The 16,514-nt window shown below is 54.6% G+C and carries 16 protein-coding genes and 2 riboswitches; of the genes, 14 read left to right on the forward strand and 2 right to left on the reverse strand.

What is annotated here, in order from left to right:
• A partial coding sequence (locus tag A6395_RS11110) for a GntR family transcriptional regulator (RefSeq protein ID WP_071399075.1) occupies positions 1 to 727 on the reverse strand: 727 nt, incomplete at its 3' end.
• A gap of 95 nt (positions 728 to 822) precedes the next feature.
• Between A6395_RS11110 and A6395_RS11115 the strand changes: the two genes are divergently transcribed.
• From A6395_RS11115 to A6395_RS11165, 11 genes are all read left to right on the forward strand, one after another.
• The gene (locus tag A6395_RS11115; protein ID WP_071399076.1) at positions 823 to 1,983 is read left to right on the forward strand and encodes an alanyl-tRNA editing protein; all 1,161 of its coding nucleotides are present in this window, start codon (positions 823 to 825) and stop codon (positions 1,981 to 1,983) included.
• Positions 1,977 to 2,405 carry a GNAT family N-acetyltransferase gene (locus A6395_RS11120; protein ID WP_071399077.1) on the forward strand — a complete coding sequence of 143 codons (429 nt, stop codon included), beginning with the start codon at positions 1,977 to 1,979 and terminating at the stop codon, positions 2,403 to 2,405. The genes A6395_RS11115 and A6395_RS11120 overlap by 7 nt, the downstream gene beginning before the upstream one ends.
• Positions 2,406 to 2,482: 77 nt before the next feature.
• Positions 2,483 to 2,663: riboswitch (Lysine riboswitch) on the forward strand.
• 114 nt (positions 2,664 to 2,777) lie between these two features.
• Positions 2,778 to 3,977, forward strand: coding sequence for an aspartate kinase (locus A6395_RS11125; RefSeq protein WP_070328972.1), 1,200 nt, complete (start codon positions 2,778 to 2,780; stop codon positions 3,975 to 3,977).
• Positions 3,978 to 3,989: 12 nt separating this feature from the next.
• Positions 3,990 to 4,985: an aspartate-semialdehyde dehydrogenase gene (locus tag A6395_RS11130; RefSeq protein WP_071399078.1), complete on the forward strand. Its 996-nt coding sequence runs from the start codon at positions 3,990 to 3,992 to the stop codon at positions 4,983 to 4,985.
• Between the two features lie 12 nt (positions 4,986 to 4,997).
• Positions 4,998 to 5,879 carry a 4-hydroxy-tetrahydrodipicolinate synthase gene (gene dapA, locus A6395_RS11135; RefSeq protein WP_070328830.1) on the forward strand — a complete coding sequence of 294 codons (882 nt, stop codon included), beginning with the start codon at positions 4,998 to 5,000 and terminating at the stop codon, positions 5,877 to 5,879.
• Positions 5,876 to 6,625: a 4-hydroxy-tetrahydrodipicolinate reductase gene (gene dapB / locus A6395_RS11140; RefSeq protein WP_071399079.1), complete on the forward strand. Its 750-nt coding sequence runs from the start codon at positions 5,876 to 5,878 to the stop codon at positions 6,623 to 6,625. The genes dapA and dapB overlap by 4 nt, the downstream gene beginning before the upstream one ends.
• Complete coding sequence (gene dapD, locus A6395_RS11145) at positions 6,603 to 7,310, forward strand: 2,3,4,5-tetrahydropyridine-2,6-dicarboxylate N-acetyltransferase (protein WP_071399080.1); 708 nt, start codon at positions 6,603 to 6,605, stop codon at positions 7,308 to 7,310. Before dapB ends, dapD begins: the two co-directional genes overlap by 23 nt.
• Before the next feature lie 46 nt (positions 7,311 to 7,356).
• Positions 7,357 to 8,283 carry a branched-chain amino acid transaminase gene (locus tag A6395_RS11150; protein ID WP_071399081.1) on the forward strand — a complete coding sequence of 309 codons (927 nt, stop codon included), beginning with the start codon at positions 7,357 to 7,359 and terminating at the stop codon, positions 8,281 to 8,283.
• Positions 8,284 to 8,296: 13 nt separating this feature from the next.
• Entirely contained in the window at positions 8,297 to 9,385 is a 1,089-nt protein-coding gene (alr, locus tag A6395_RS11155) for an alanine racemase (protein ID WP_071399082.1), read from the forward strand.
• Complete coding sequence (lysA, locus tag A6395_RS11160) at positions 9,355 to 10,647, forward strand: diaminopimelate decarboxylase (protein WP_071399083.1); 1,293 nt, start codon at positions 9,355 to 9,357, stop codon at positions 10,645 to 10,647. Before alr ends, lysA begins: the two co-directional genes overlap by 31 nt.
• Before the next feature lie 115 nt (positions 10,648 to 10,762).
• Positions 10,763 to 11,311, forward strand: coding sequence for a nitroreductase family protein (locus A6395_RS11165; protein ID WP_071399084.1), 549 nt, complete (start codon positions 10,763 to 10,765; stop codon positions 11,309 to 11,311).
• 428 nt (positions 11,312 to 11,739) lie between these two features.
• On the opposite strand, the gene A6395_RS11175 is transcribed toward A6395_RS11165, so the two are convergent.
• Positions 11,740 to 12,276 (reverse strand): gamma carbonic anhydrase family protein, encoded by a 537-nt coding sequence (locus A6395_RS11175; protein ID WP_071399086.1) that lies wholly within the window; start codon positions 12,274 to 12,276, stop codon positions 11,740 to 11,742.
• A gap of 119 nt (positions 12,277 to 12,395) precedes the next feature.
• Here A6395_RS11175 and ade point away from each other — a divergent pair, with 119 nt between their 5' ends.
• The 3 genes from ade (at position 12,396) to A6395_RS11190 (ending at position 16,446) form a co-directional block, all read left to right on the forward strand.
• Positions 12,396 to 14,105: an adenine deaminase gene (gene ade / locus A6395_RS11180; RefSeq protein WP_071399087.1), complete on the forward strand. Its 1,710-nt coding sequence runs from the start codon at positions 12,396 to 12,398 to the stop codon at positions 14,103 to 14,105.
• Between the two features lie 117 nt (positions 14,106 to 14,222).
• Positions 14,223 to 14,495, forward strand: a complete 273-nt coding sequence (locus tag A6395_RS11185; RefSeq protein WP_070328841.1) for a hypothetical protein — start codon at positions 14,223 to 14,225, stop codon at positions 14,493 to 14,495.
• Positions 14,496 to 14,564: 69 nt separating this feature from the next.
• Positions 14,565 to 14,740: riboswitch (Lysine riboswitch) on the forward strand.
• Between the two features lie 113 nt (positions 14,741 to 14,853).
• Positions 14,854 to 16,446: a Na+/H+ antiporter NhaC family protein gene (locus A6395_RS11190; protein ID WP_071399088.1), complete on the forward strand. Its 1,593-nt coding sequence runs from the start codon at positions 14,854 to 14,856 to the stop codon at positions 16,444 to 16,446.
• The last annotated feature ends 68 nt before the right edge of the window (positions 16,447 to 16,514 follow it).

Here is a 16,514-nt window from a genome sequence, read left to right on the forward strand (position 1 = left end):
AGGTGCGTTCCATCGCGACAGTGAACGAATACGCATCGCCGCGGAACAAAGATCGACTGTATTCGAACATGTCGCCGTTCTCGAGATACGTCCGTTGGTCGATCAATAGGACGGGCGCGTTCGGGGAGATGGTCAACAGCTTCGCTTCAACAGGTCCGGCGCTTCGGGCTTCGAGCGTCTGTGTCGCATTTTTTAAACGCAGTCCGGACTGTTCGGCGTACTCATAAATCGAGCCGACGGCATCCGCCTCGGTCAGTTCGGGCAACAAGGCGACCGGGATATAGGCGGTCTCTAAAGCGAGCACGTCCTCGTCGGCGAGTCGGAGACGCTTCATCTCATAGACCGGCGTACTGGCTGCGACATTCAATTTCTGCGCGATTTTATTCGATGCCGGAATCGTGTCGAATGACAATAGACGGCTGAACGGACGCATGCCCCGGTGTTTGATTTCTTCTGAAAAACTCGTCAAACCGGACAGCGCCATCGTGATCTTTTTACTGGCGACGAACGTACCACGTCCTTTTTGACGGCTCAAATAACCGGCGTTGACGAGGTTTGTGATCGCCTGGCGCACCGTCATCCGGCTGACGTTATACCGCTCCGAGTATTCCCGTTCAGACGGGATCGATTCGCCGGGTTGGAGCTCGCCAGCATCTATTTGTTGCTTTAAATAAGCTTCGATTTGATAATAAATAGGTAGCGGGGACTTTTTATCAATCTGTAACATACATATCGCTCCTGACCTAAGGGTAAGTGTTACTTATTATAGACCAAATCAGACTAGTTGTCTGAACATATCATGCAGAAAAGGTGGCGACCAATATGAACTCATGGCAATTTGAAACGACGGTGACAGCGCAGCGGGAAGATGAGCGGGGCACGTGGATCGCACTTGCAGAAACACATTTTTACGCGGAAGGTGGTGGACAACCGGCCGATACAGGGACGATTGGCGGACAAGCCGTTTTAGATGTGCAACGTGACGACTCGACCGTGTGGCACCTCGTCAACGAGCCAATCGACGAAGCAACGGTAGTGATCGGTCAAATCGACGCGGCGACACGTCACGACCACTCGATCCAACATACGGCGCAACACGTGCTGACGGCCTTGCTTGAAGACCGATACGGTATCGAGACGCTCAGTTTTGGGATCAGTGCTGACGATTCATCGATCGAGATCGCGGCCGAATCATTCGATTGGGAGTTAATCGAAACGTTAGAACGTGACGTCCAGCAAATCATCTTCGACAACCGACCGATTCACATTTTTGAATTACAGGATGGCGAAGTCGAGCATGACCGGTTACGTAAAGCGACGGATCGCACCGGCACGATTCGGATCGTCGAAATCGATGGACTCGATTATAACGCTTGCGGAGGGACGCATGTGTCGACGACCGGCCAGCTCGGGATCATTAAAGTGACCTCGATGAAAAAAGTGCGGGGGAACGTTCGTTTGACGTATGTCGCAGGGATGCGGGCACTAACGGTCATCCAATCTTCGCGCACCGCGCTACGGGCGATCCATCAAACGTTGTCGACGACGAACGAGACGGTCGCGGCCCGTGTCGCCGAAGAGCGGACGGCGCGACTCGAACGTGAAAAAGAAGTGAAGGTGCTCGAGGCCCGGGTCGCCAAGGCAAAAGTCGCAGCATTCTTACAAGAGGACAATTACGTCATCACGCACGTCGGCAAGACCGAGGCGGAGACGCTCACGACGATGATCGTCGAACGGATCGCGGCGACCGGACGGATTGCCGTCGGTGCCAATCATACCGGACAAAAACTGTTGCTCATGCATGACGGGACGCATGACATCGCCATCGGCAAGTTTTTAAAACGGACGTTAGACGACCTTGGCATCGGTCGGGGCGGTGGCAGTCATAAACAAGCCCAAGCCCGCTTCGAATCGATCGTCGACCTAGAACGGGCCACGGCAGAAGTCGTCAAACGGTTACAGGAAGGAGTGGTGTCATGTTGACGATTGAACACGGCAACGACACGTCGCTCATCGAACGAGCCCGTTCTGTACGGGAGGTTGTCTTTATCGGCGAGCAAGGGATTGACCCGGCGCTCGAATATGACGACCTCGATCCAGTCTGTATCCATTTTGTCGGGATGATAGACGGGGAGCCCGTGACGACGGCACGGCTGCGACCGATCGGAGACGGTGTCGGCAAAGTCGAACGCGTCGCCACGCTCGCATCGGCGAGAGGGAACGGATATGCGAAAAAGCTGATGCTCGAAATCGAGGATGTGGCGCGCGAGAGCGGGCTGCATGAGTTGAAGCTCGGCGCTCAACTGACGGCGCTCCCGTTCTATGAACGGCTCGACTATACGACGTTCGGTGACGAGTTTTTAGACGCCGATATCCCGCATCGGATGATGAAGAAGTCGTGGTGATTATTTTTAGAAAGTTTCTTTTTTTCTAAAAAAAGGTTGGCAAGCCGGGAAGCATTTGTTATAACTAAAACTAACAACTGACAGATAGAGGTTGCGAATGACATGAGTAAGCTTGATTGAAACGGACGCATTCCGGATCGAGCCGAAAGGGGAAATTCGCCGAAGTCAACGTTCGCATGCGTACGAACGAAGGCTGGGGTAGTCGTGAACAACGCCTACACTGCCATGGATGAAATGCCATGGAGCGCTATCTACGGAACGATTTTTTAATCGTTTTTCAACTGCGCGTACAAGCGGCAGACCGTAGGGAGAGTGCTTCCTACCGGTCTGCCGCTTTTTCTGTTGGTCGACATCATGAAAGTGGGGAACCTGATGACAACCGTACTAAAATTTGGAGGAAGTTCTGTTGCCACAATCGAACAGATTCAGGCAATTTCTGAATATTTACAGACACGAGTCGTCGCTGGCGAGAAACTCGTCGTCGTCGTCTCCGCGATGGGGAAAACGACCGATTCGCTCCTGTCACTCGCAAAACAAATTACAGAGCGTCCGATGATTCGTGAGCTCGACCGCTTGCTCGCCGTCGGAGAAGAACAGACGATCAGTCTGCTCAGCATCGCCTTGAACTCACGAGGCGTCGCCGCCATCTCGCTCACGGGGCAACAGGCCGGGATCGACACGATGGGCATTCACACGAAAAGTAAGATCAAAGCGATCCGGAAAGAAGTGTTGGAAGAAAGGCTCAGAACGAATGACGTCGTCATCGTCGCAGGCTTCCAAGGCGTCAACGAGTTCGGGGATGTGACGACGCTCGGACGCGGTGGTTCGGATACGACAGCCGTCGCACTTGCCGCCGTCCTCAGTAAACGTTGTGAGATTTATACGGACGTCGCCGGTGTCTATACGGCCGACCCGCGTATCCATAAAACGGCACGTCGCCTAGATACCGTCTCGTATGACGAGATGATGGAAATGAGCGCGCTCGGCTCGAAAGTGATGGAAATGCGCAGCGTCGAGCTGGCCAAAAAATATGATGTGAACATCTTTGTAGGGAAGACGCTATCGAGCGAAGGAGGAACATGGATCATGGATATGACACAGGCGATGGAACAAAAAGCGGTGACGAGCGTGAGCGTCGTGAAAAACGTGCTCAGCGTCTCGATCAAACATATTCCGCATTCAGTGGCAGGGGTTGCCGATATTTTCGAGAAGTTGTCACAGCGTCACGTCAATATCGACATGATCAGTCAGACAGCGTTCGACGGTGAAGTGTTCCTGTCGTTCACTTGTCCACTTGACGAGGAGGCGTTCCTCGAAGAAGCGCTCGCCGAACTGACGGAGGCGTTCCCACAAATTAAAATCGACCGTCATACCGAACATGCGAAAATCTCGGTCGTCGGCATCGGCATGCGCGACGCGACCGGTGTCGCAGCCGGATTGTTCGCCACGTTCCGTGAGAGCGGAATCCCGTTCTATCAAGTCACAACTTCAGAGATCAGCATCTCTTACACGATTAACGATCAAGACGTTGAAGCGGCAGTCGCGGCCATCGCGGAGCGTTTCCATTTATAAGGGGGAGTTACCATGTATAACGTTGCCGTCATCGGTGCGACAGGCGCCGTCGGTCAAAAAATGATCGACGTACTCACAGAATATGAGTTTCCAATCAATGAACTATTACTATATGCGTCAGCCCGCTCGGCTGGGAAAACGGTCGAAGTGAACGGTCGCGACATCGTCATCCGTGAACTGTCGGACGCGATTTACGCAGACGCGATCGACATCGCCTTGTTCTCGGCCGGTGGTAGCATCAGTGAACAGTATGCACCGCGTTTGAGTGAACAAGGGGTCATCGTCATCGATAACTCGAGCGCGTTCCGGATGCAAGCAGGAATCCCGCTCGTCGTACCAGAAGTGAACCGAGTCGAACTGAGCCCAGACAAGATGCTCATCGCCAATCCGAACTGCTCGACGATCCAATCGGTCGTCGCCCTCGCACCGCTCGCAGAAGTATATGGATTGACGCGTGTCGCCTATACGTCTTACCAAGCCGTCTCCGGTTCGGGACAAAAAGGCATCGAAGACCTCGAACGGGGCGCCCGCGGTGAAGAGCCGCAAAACTACCCGTATCCGATCTACGATAACGTGCTGCCGCATATCGATGTCTTCCTCGAGAACGGCTACACGAAAGAAGAACAAAAGATGATCGACGAGACACGCAAAATTTTGAACGCACCAGAATTAGGTGTGACGGCGACGTGTGTCCGCGTCCCGGTCCGTAACAGCCACGCCGTCTCGATCACGGTCACGCTCGATCGTGAAGCGACGCTCGCGGAAGTGAAGGCGGTCCTCAGTGACGCGCCAGGCGTCGTCCTCATGGACAACCCGAGCGAGCTCGTCTACCCGACGCCGCTCGATGCGAACGGGACGGACGAAGTGTACGTCGGTCGCGTCCGCCGCGACGAGTCGCAACCGAACACGTTCCATCTCTGGTGTGTCGCCGATAACGTTCGCAAAGGGGCGGCGGCGAACGCCGTTCAAATCGCCCAGTGCATGATCGGGCAAGTCGCTACGAAATAAGGGGGAAATCATATGTTTACAGGAGTCGCTACAGCACTCGCTACACCGTTCCAAACGGACGGTCAGTTAAATCTCACAGCGTGGGAAGCATTGATTGAAGATCAAATCAAAGAAGGCGTCAGCGGTCTTGTCATCGGGGGGACGACAGGCGAAGGGATGACGATAACGGACGAAGAGTTCGAGACGCTCCTCACGAAGGCGATCGAAGTCGCCGCCGGTCGTGCCGTCATCATCGCCGGGACAGGGTCGAACAATACGGCGTTAAGTATCACCAAGACGAAACGGGCGGCAGAACTTGGTGCCGAGATGGCGATGGTCGTCACTCCTTACTATAATAAGTCGACCCAAGCGGGGCTGATCGCCCACTTCACGGCGATCGCCGACGCGTCACCGATTCCACTCATGCTCTACAACGTCCCGTCACGGACAGGCGTCGCGCTCGATCCGGCAACGGTCGGTGAACTCGCCGAACACCCACAGATCGCTGCGTTGAAAGAAGCGAGCGGGGACATCTCGGTGATGGCGCAAATGATGGCCCACTTGCCGGAAGGTTTCCCGGTCTACTGCGGAAACGACGACCAAATCCTGCCGTACATGGCATGGGGCGCCCAAGGTGTCGTCTCGGTGCTCTCGAACGTGTATCCGGGAGCGACGGTCGCGCTCGCCGAAGCGCTTCTCGCCGGAGATTTAGAGACGGCCCGCACATGGCAGATCCGCTTGCTTCCGGTCATCGATGAACTGTTCGCCGAAGTGAACCCGATCCCGGTCAAGGCGGCGTTGAACGCCCGCGGCTTCGAATTTGGCTCGCCGCGCCTCCCGCTCGTTCCGATGAGCGCGACGGCCGAGGCACGTCTGTTGTCGGCGATGGAGCAGTTTAATGAGGTGAGACAGTGAACTTGTTAATTCACGGATACGGCGCGATGGGGCAGATCGTTGAAGAAGTCGCGCTCGCTCAAAACTTGAACGTCGCGGCCATCGTCTCACCGGCGGGCGGGGATCATCCCGTTTCACTGAAAGAAGTTGACGCCGCGATCGACGTCGTCATCGACTTCTCGAACCCGGCGCTGCTAGATGACGTGCTCGCGTTCGGGAAAGACAAGCAAATCCCGCTCGTCATCGCGACGACGGGCTTCTCGGAAGCGGAACTCGTGAAGATCGAGGAAGCGTCGAAACAGATTCCGATCTTCCAGTCGTATAACACGTCTTACGGGATTGCACTGTTGAAGCAGTTGCTTGACCAGCTCGTGCCGCTCACGCTCGGTTATGATATCGAAGTGATCGAAGCGCATCACCGTAAAAAAGTCGACGCGCCGAGCGGGACGGCTGAACTGCTCGCCCGTGCCATCGAGGCGAAGCGGGACGTGACGCCGGTGTACGAACGTGCGTCACGCCGTGAGGCGAGAGGTGCCGACGAACTCGGCATGCACTCGGTCCGCGGCGGTACGATCTTCGGTGAGCATACGGTGCTCTTCGCCGGAGACGATGAAATGCTTGAATTAAAACATACGGCCCTGTCGAAACGCGTCTTCGCGAACGGGGCACTCGCCGCGGCGGCGACGATTCTCGACCGCCCGGCCGGATTATACAATTTAACGAACCTATACGAGGAGGCCACTCATGTTACTCACAAACGCTTATGAAATCGCGCAATACATTAAAGATGCCAAGAAAGAAACACCAGTCAAATTGTACGTCAACGGTCAGTTGGCAGGTCTAACAATCGAAGAGGCAAAAGCATTCGGAACGGACGAGTCGAAATTATTCCTCACGACGGCTGAACGTGCGGCCACTTTCCTTGAAGTGAACGCTTCAGTCATCACCGATTCGCACCTCGAGTTCGACCGCCGCAACAGCGCCGTGCCGATGCTCGACACGACGAAGTTGAACGCCCGTATCGAACCAGGTTCGTTCATCCGTGACCACGTTCAAATCGGCAACAACGTCGTCGTCATGATGGGGGCGGTCATCAACATCGGCGCCGTCATCGGTGACGGGTCGATGGTCGACATGAACGCCGTCATCGGCGCTCGCGGCACACTCGGTAAAAACGTCCATCTTGGCGCTGGCGCAGTCGTCGCTGGTGTCCTCGAGCCACCTTCAAAAGACCCGGTCATCATTGAAGACGGGGTCATGATCGGTGCAAACGCGGTCATCTTAGAAGGTGTCCGTGTCGGCGAGAATGCAGTCGTCGCAGCAGGCAGTGTCGTCACAGTCGACGTCCCGGCAGGAAGTGTCGTCGCCGGCACGCCAGCCCGCGTCATCAAGCAAAAAGATGAAAAAACAGCAGAAAAAACACAACTAGTGGATGACTTACGCTCCCTGTAACGTATAATAGACAGAAAATATCAAAAGTGAATGGGAGAGTTGAACAATGGAACAGTATGGACAATGGATGTGGAAAGACGGGGCTTGGATCGAGCCGAGTGACGCGAACACGAGTATCATGACGCACGCGATCCACTACGGTAGCGGGTTCTTCGAAGGAATTCGGGCGTATCACACAGAGGAAGGTCCAGCCATCTTCCGACTCCGTGAACACTTGGAGCGACTCGTTCGTTCGTGTGCTTACTATCACGTCGAACTACCGTACACGGTCGACGAGCTCGAACAAGCGACGATCGAATTGATCGAACGCAACGGCTTTGAAGCGTGTTACATCCGTCCATTTGTTTTCCTCGGCACACCTTGGCAGGCACTCATGCCGACACAGGAAACGAAAGTACACGTTGCCATCTCATGCTGGCCGCTCGGCGAATATTTCAGCAAGACGGTCGGTATCCGGGCGAAAGTCGCGTCATACCGCCGCGTCTCGTCGACGATGATGCCGATGCAAGCGAAAGCGGCAGCTAACTATATGAACTCGCAACTCCTTAAAGGAGAAGCGGTCCGAGACGGGTATGACGAAGCGATTGCCCTCGACATGAACGGAAACGTCAGCGAGGCGAGCGTCGCCAACATCTTCCTCGTCAAAGGCAATAAAATTTTCACACCGTCACTCGACTGTTCCGTCCTCGACGGCATCACGCGTCAAACGGTCATCGATCTCGCCCGCGAAGAAGGGTTCGAGGTCATTGAGCGCCATATCGGACGTGACGAATTGTATGTAGCAGATGAGATCTTCTTGACGGGTACAGCAGCTGAAGTGACGAGTGTCATCGAAGTCGACAATATCTCGATCGGCGGCGGGGTTCAGACGGTCGCAACGACTATGCTCGCCCGTTACCGCGAGACCGTGACGGGACTGATCCCGGCACATCGCGATTGGATTACGTTCGTCAAAGAAGCAGTCAAAGAATAAGGGAGCAATGTGTATGGGAGTCACAATTGACTTAAACGCGATTCGCGAGAACAAACGTCGGATCGAGGCACTCGGCCGACCGGTGTTTGCCGTCGTGAAAAACAACGCCTATAACTTAGGGATGGAGCCAGTTGTGACGACACTGTATGCAGAGGGGGTGCGTCACTTCATGGTGACGACGCTCGACGAGGGGAGCGAGGTCCGGGTGCATGCGCCCGAGGCGAACGTCCTCGTCATGAACCCCGTTTACGAGTGGTCGGCCGTGCATCGCGACGGTTTAGACGTCGCCATCGGTTCGTACGATTGGCTCGTCTCACAACGCCATGAGCTCGACGGCGTCCGTCTTCATTTGAAGCTCGACGTCGGCATGAACCGGTTCGGTGCGAAGACGTTCGAAGAAGCGCTCGCCATCTTAGCGTTCTGCCAAGATGAAAAGCTCAATCTCGTCGGTTTATGCACACACTTTCCGCTCGCCGACGCCGATAACGCCGAAATCGAGCACAGTGTCCATGTCGAACGGTTTGCCGACTGGTCGACGCGTCTGATCGAACGACATTCGTTTGAAGTCGTGCACGCCGCCAACAGTGCGGCGACGCTTCAAGCCGATCCGCGCCTCGGTCATTGCACGCACGTCCGGGTCGGAATCTTTCTCTACGGCTACTCGTCGGTCGAAGCCGTCGATTGGCTCGTCCCGGCGTTTCATTGGGAGACGGAAGTCGTTGCCGTGCACGATATCGAGGCCGGCGCACACGTCGGCTACGGGACGGGCTACACGGCACCGTCGAAAGAGCGGATCGCCGTGTTGTCAGTCGGATATGGCGATGGCTTGATGCGGGCCCGCCGGCATTTGCCGGTCCACATTAATGGACGGGCGTTCCCGTTCGTCAGCAATATTTTCATGAGCCACAGCTTCCTCCGCGTCGACGAGACGGTTCAAATCGGTGACCGGGTCGAGCTGTACGGTAATGAGACGAAGATCGATGACGTGACCCGGACCGGGCACGCCAACAACTCGGAACAACTATGCGCACGCTCATGGCGTGTCCCGCATCGCTTTGAAGGAGGCATTTTATGTACACAAGCAACCAATCCGTTTGCATGATCGAGGGCGTATCCGTCCAAGAACTTCAAGCGACGTACGGGACGCCGCTCTATATCATGAGCGAGCCAGAACTTGAAACTCGGCTCGGGCTCGTCCGGAGCGCATTTTTAGATAAGTATCCGAACACGTACGCGCTCTATGCGTCAAAGGCGATGTCGATCGCGGCCGTGTATGAGAAAGTCATGACGGCGGGCTTGAGCATCGACGTCGTTTCACGCGGTGAGATGTTCGTCGCGCTCCATGCCGGTGTCCCGGCTGACCGGATTCACGTTCACGGGTCAAATAAGACGGTGCAAGACATCTCGTTCGCACTCGAGAACGGCATCACCCATTTCACGATCGACAACATGCGCGAGATCGGTCTGCTCTCGGGTCTCGCCGTAAAGCATGATGTCGATGTCGACGTCTTGCTCCGCATCGTCCCGCAAGTCGTCGGAGGCGCCCATGAGGCGATCCAGACGGGTGGGGTCGATACGAAGTTTGGCTTCCCGACGCATGACGATACGTATCTTGAAGCGGTCCGGGAAACACTCGCGGCGGAACGTCTTCATCTGAAAGGGATCCATTGTCACGTCGGGTCACAGATTCAAGAACCGACGCTGTTCATCAATACGGTCAAGACGATGGTCAACTTTATCGAGACGATTCGTCGGGAGACCGGCTTCACTGCTGACGTGTTGAACATCGGTGGCGGCTTCGGCGTCGCCTATCTCGAGACGGACGATCCGCTCGACTTTGCCGCTACGATGACGCAAGTGATGGATACGCTCGTTTCAGAAGTGGAGCGATTCGGTCTACCGCTCCCAAAAATCGGCATCGAGCCGGGACGCTGGCTCGTCGCCAACGCTGGTGCGACGCTATATGAAGTCGGGACTGTCAAAGACGTGAGCGGTGTCCGCACATACGTCTCGGTCGACGGCGGCATGACGGACAACATCCGTCCTGCCCTCTATGATGCCGAATATGACGTCATCGCGGCGACACGGATGGATGAAGCGAAGACGCTTGAAGCGAAGATTGTCGGTGCGTGCTGCGAGTCGGGAGACATCATCTCGAACCGTTCGCTCATCCCGCCGGTCGAAGCCGGGGATCTTCTCCTCGTCAAAGCGACAGGCGCTTATAACTTCTCGATGGCGAGCAACTATAACCAAATGCTCCGCCCGGCCGTTGTGTTCGTGAAAGACGGGGCGCATCGTCTCGTCGTCCGTAGACAGACACTCGAAGATTTGGTCGCCTGTGAAGTGATTGGACAATCGATTTAACTGATGAAACGGATTCCTAAGTCAGGGATCCGTTTTTTGGTGAAGTCGTTCCCCTTCAAATGAGAACCGTTTTCACTTATGATGAAAAAGACTACATCAGGGGAAGTGATTTCTAATGGAGAAGACAGTCGGACAACAGTTGATCGAATCGCGGCGGACGATTCGGATGTTTGTAGAGGAACCGCTTGATACGGCATTGCTGTATCAGTTGCTGACATCGGCCCACCAAGCGCCGTTTCATAACAAAGTCGAGCCGTGGAATCTTTATTTGTTCAATGGAGACGGGAAAAGCGTATTGTTAGACGCGCTCGAACCGGCGTTTCAAGACGGTCCTGAGGCAAAGCGAGAGAAGATTACCGGACGGATCCGCAACGCGGCGGCGTGCATATACGTGACGACGAAGCCGTTTGAGACGGAGAAAGGGCAAAAGGACGCGCTGCTCGCGACGGCGACGTTCATCCAGAACTTCCATTTGCTCTGTGCCGAGCAAAACATCGGGCTCGTCTGGCGGACGGGCGGTATCTTCGAAGACGCTCGCCTGCAGGAGATGATCGGGGCGGACGGGGAGACGTTCGTCGGTCTGCTCCAACTCGGACGATTTGAAGACGTCCCGCCGACGAAGGCGCGGCAGTCGCTTGATACGTGTTTGACGATCTTCGAGTGAACATGAAAAAGCTCGAGCGCGGCGTGGCCGTACTCGAGCTAGATATATGAATAGGCTGAGACGTTTAAAAACGTCTCAGTTTATTTTTTGAGCTTGCCAGCAAGCCAGTTTTGAATGACATTCTTCGGAATCATGGTGATTACTTTCCCCCAGTTTGAGTTTCTTCTTCTATAGTATTTTCCAATTGCATCCGTTCCCAAACCTCTCGATGTGTACCTTTTAGCGTATCGTCGAACGAATCATCGATGTGAAGGCAATAGCTTGGGTTAATGGACGAGGCGTACAGGTCTAACATGAGTTGTGCATGGTTTGGATACATACAATTGGCCCCTTTCGACACGTCGGCTTGACTACATCCTCAGTATACAAGGGAAACATGAAGAAAAATCGGGGTAATCGTTAACAATTTATGAATCTTGTAAACGCTTTCACAAACTTTGTGTCGGTGTTAGCGGTTCACACGTCGTCAAGTACTGCTCGGCCCGCTTCGCATACTTGTTGACGGTCCGTTCCATGATGAAGCGGTCTTCGTCATTGAGCGGACGGACGACTTTGGCCGGTACGCCCATGACCATGACACCTTCCGGAATTTGCATATTCGGCGTGACGAGAGCGCCGGCGGCAACGAACGAGCCTTTCCCGACTTTCGCACCATCAAGCACGGTCGCATGCATCCCGATGAGACAGCCTTCCTCGATCTCACACCCGTGAATCATCGCCATGTGACCGATCGAGACGCGGTCATGGATGATTGTCGGTGATCCTTCGTATTGATGGATCATCGACCCGTCTTGAATATTGACGTAAGCACCAATCTGGATCGGGCCCTCGTCTCCACGGATGACGGTGTTGAACCAGACACCGGAATGGGCTCCGATCGTGACGTCACCGATGACGTGGGCGCCAGGCGCGACGAATACCGTCTCGTCGACTTGTGGGATCAGCTCTCCTAATTTGTATTGCATATGTGTAACCCCTTTCAATTAGATATGCTTTCATTGTCGCACAACTACAAAAAGAAATTGCGCCCGAAAGATTATTCTTGATAAGATAGGTAAAATACGTTGCAAAAGGAGACAGACAGATGGAAAAACAATATTTGATCGACATTGCCGCCAAGAAAAAGAAAGCGGCGGTCGTCTTTAAGGACGTAGCGGTCATCGACGTCTATAGCCGCGAGACGATTCGCACTGATGTCGCCATCGACTCAGGCTATATCGTCGCCATCGGGGAAGGTTACGAAGGGGAGACGGAATATCATGACCCGACTTGGACGCTCGCTCCGTCATTCATCGACTCACACGTTCACATCGAGTCGTCGATGGTGCCTCCGCATGAATTTGCGAAAGCGGTCCTGCCGCTTGGTGTGACGACGGTCATCGCCGACCCACATGAGATCGCGAACGTTAACGGTGCGCTTGGGATCGAGTATATGCTTGCCGATGCGAAAGGGTTGCCGCTCGACGTCCGGATGATGCTCCCGAGCTGCGTCCCGGCGACGCCGTTCGAACATGCGGGCGCCAAACTGTACGCCGAAGACCTTGCGCCATTTTTAGGAGACCCAGGGGTGCACGGTCTCGGGGAAGTGATGGATTATCCATCGGTCGAAGCCGGAAGCGAGGACATGCTCCAAAAAATCGCACAAACGGAACTCGCGGGAAAAGTCGTCGATGGTCACGCGTCAGGTCTCAATCCTGATCAGTTAAACGTGTACCGGACAGCTGGCATCATGACCGACCACGAATGTACGACGGCAGAAGAGGCGATTGAGCGGGTCCGTCGTGGCTTTTACGTCCAGATTCGCGAAGGCTCGGTCGCGCGGAACGTCGAGAAAGTGAGTCGGGCCATCACCGAAAGTAACGCCCACCGCTTCTTGTTCTGTACGGACGACAAGCACCTCGATGATCTCGTGGCAGAAGGTGGTATCGACTATAACATCCGCATGGCAATCCGTCAGGGCGTCAAGCCGGAGACAGCATACGCCATCGCCAGCCTTCATGCGGCCGAAGCATACGGCTTGAAAGACGTCGGTGCGATCGCGCCGGGCAAGAAAGCGAACTTTGTTATCTTGTCAGACGTCGAATCGGTTAACATCGAAACCGTCTACGTCGATGGTGAAGTAGTCGCTCGAGCGGGGAAAGCCACGTTCGAGGCCGAAGGAATTGAAGTGCCGAAGCCGATGAAAGGTGAGCTCAAACTCCCGGACCTGACAACTGACTCGTTCCGCCTGCCGATCAAGGAAGAAGCGGTCGACGTGATTCAAGTGTTGCCGAACAGCCTGTTGACGCAGCGTGTCCGCCACGTCTTCAATCCGGATGAATCGGGCGCTGATCTTAACGAGGACATCGTGACGCTTGCCGTCATCGAACGGCATCATGGGACGGGCCATATGGCGCTCGCACCGGTGACGGGCTTCGGACTCAAACGTGGTGCGCTCGCAGCGACGGTCGCCCACGACAGCCATAACCTTGTCATCGCCGGCGTCAGCCCGGAAGACATGTTACTGGCTGCAGAGACGCTCGAGAAGGTCGGTGGCGGTGTCGTCGCCGTCTCGGAAGGGGAAGTGCTTGCCGTCTTGCCGCTCGAGATTGGGGGGCTCATGACGAGGCGTCCGTATCATGAAGTCGCAGACGTGCTCGAACAGCTGAACGACGCACTTGACGTCGTCGGGGCTCACCGTCACTTCAACCCGTATTTGACGATGTCGTTCCTGGCGCTTCCCGTCATTCCCGACTTGAAATTGACGGACATGGGACTGTTTGATGTGACGACGTTCTCATTTATCGAAAATTGACTCGGTCTAACGTATGATTTTCGTAAAGACCAACCCGAAACGATTGAATGCGTGCGCTTAAGTTGATATAGTTACAACAAGTTTCATCGGTACAAATTGAAAGGGGGGATATAACAGATGGAACAAGTTGCTTACAACCGGTCGTATGATGAACATGAGGATTTGATCAATTCTGTGTATCGTGCCTTCAAAGACCGATGTGAAGAATTGCCTAGCGAGACGCAGACGAAGCGACGGTTGCGCCGTCTTATTTTATTGACGATCAAAGATCATACGTCATCGCATGCCGAACGGTTCGTGCTTTATCATTTCTTTAGTGATTTCTTTAAAGCCGTTGAGTCAAACGACCAAGCGGCGCTCGCTGTATTAAAACAAATCGTCCGTGACTAAAAAAACTATTGATATGTTACTGTAACCTATGATAATTTAGACGTAACTTTAAATGAATATTCGTGCTATCGATGAGGTAGAGGTGCGATGCTGATGAGTAAGTAGTCCGAGGATGACAACGGTGAAGACTACAGAAAGGCAGAATCGCCGAAGTGTAAAGTCATGTCTCTGACTTTATGCTGGGCTGACGGGAAATACCCGTCAGACTGCCATACATATATTACGTATGGAGCGCTCCAAGTCGGCTAAGAAAGACGGAACATCCAGCGAGGGTGTCGGCTTTGTTGCCGATGCCCTCGCTTTGCGTTTTTTTAAGCATTGGGGGGCCTCATCTCAAACAGAAGAGGAGGAAATCAGCATGGTAGATTATTCAACATCGGTGCTTTCGTTAGTACCGGCACTACTCGCCATCATTATGGCGATCACAACTAGGAAAGTCATTCCGTCACTCGGTGTCGGGATCATCGCAGGGGTCTTGCTCCTTCATAGCTTCAACCCGCTTGAATCGATTCAGTACTTATGGTCGAACGTCATTGCCTTGTTCTGGGCAGATGGGGCCATAAACGAATGGAACGTGCTCTTGATCGCGTTCTTGCTCTTGCTTGGTATTTTATCGTCGATCATCCAAACGTCAGGCGGCGCTCGCGCGTTCGGTGAATGGGCGGCTTCTAACGTCAAAACGGCGCGCGGCGCACGCCTTGTCTCGTTCGGTCTTGGAATCTTGATTTTCATCGACGACTATTTTAACAGTCTCGCTGTCGGGAACATTAGCCGGCCGCTGACGGACCGGAAGAAAGTATCGCGCGCTAAACTCGCGTATACGATTGACTCGACGGCAGCGCCAGTCTGTGTCATCAGCCCGCTTTCGAGCTGGGGTGCCTACATCATCGCCATCATTGCTGGTATTTTAACGAAGTACTCAATCGACAGCTACTCGTCGTTCTCGGCGTTCATTCAAATCATCCCGATGAACTTTTATGCCATCTTCGCACTCATGTTGACAGGGTACGTCGCTTTCACAGGGCTTGCCATCGGACCGATGCGGACGCACGAGCTACGTGCGCTTAAAGGCGAGCTCTACGACGTGTCGAAAGGTGCACCGATGGGGATGAGTGAAGACATTAAAGAACATGATGGTGGGAAAGTCCGCGACTTGATCGTCCCGATCATCGTCTTGATCATCGCGACCGTCGCGGCCATGCTTTACACGGGTGGTCAAGCACTCGCTGCCGACGGTCAAAGCTTCTCGCTGCTCGGTGCGTTTGAATCGACGGACGTGACGCGTTCACTCGTTGCCGGTGCGGTCATCAGTTTGATCGTGGCGTTCTTGCTCCTGATTGGTCGCAACATTCCAGCAGTGGATTACGGCCATGCAGCGTGGGCCGGTATCCGGGCCATGTGGCCAGCCGTGCTCATCTTGCTGTTCGCTTGGACGATCATCGCCGTCATCGGGGATATGAGAACTGGTGATTACTTGGCAAGCTTCGTCACAGATACGATCGCGGCGTCTTACTTGCCGCTCATCTTGTTCGCGATCGCCGGTCTCATGGCGTTCTCGACAGGTACGAGCTGGGGGACGTTCGGTCTCATGCTACCAATCGGTGCTGATTTGATCATGGCGGTCGACCCAGAGCTGTTGCTCCCGACGCTTGCCGCTGTGCTCGCAGGTGCCGTGTTCGGTGACCACTGTTCACCGATCTCGGACACGACGATCCTCAGTTCGACGGGTGCCGGGTCGCACCATATCGACCACGTGTTGACACAACTCCCGTACGCGTTGATCGCGGCAGGAGTGTCGGCGGTCGGTTACTTGGTGCTCGGAATCACAAGCTCGATGTGGATTGGCTTCTTCGCGGCGTTCGCGACGTTCGTCGTCGCTCTCGTGATTGCTCAAATCATCTCGAAGCGCGGCCAAGTGCCGGCAGAGATGCGGGCCGAGCGTGAAGCGTAAACAGCTCGTCTAACAATCCGAAAAGATGTGTGCCACGAATCGTGTGACACACATCTTTTTTGTATGGA

The sequence above is a fragment of the Exiguobacterium sp. SH31 genome (assembly GCF_001816105.1).
GTDB lineage: Bacteria > Bacillota > Bacilli > Exiguobacteriales > Exiguobacteriaceae > Exiguobacterium > Exiguobacterium aurantiacum_A.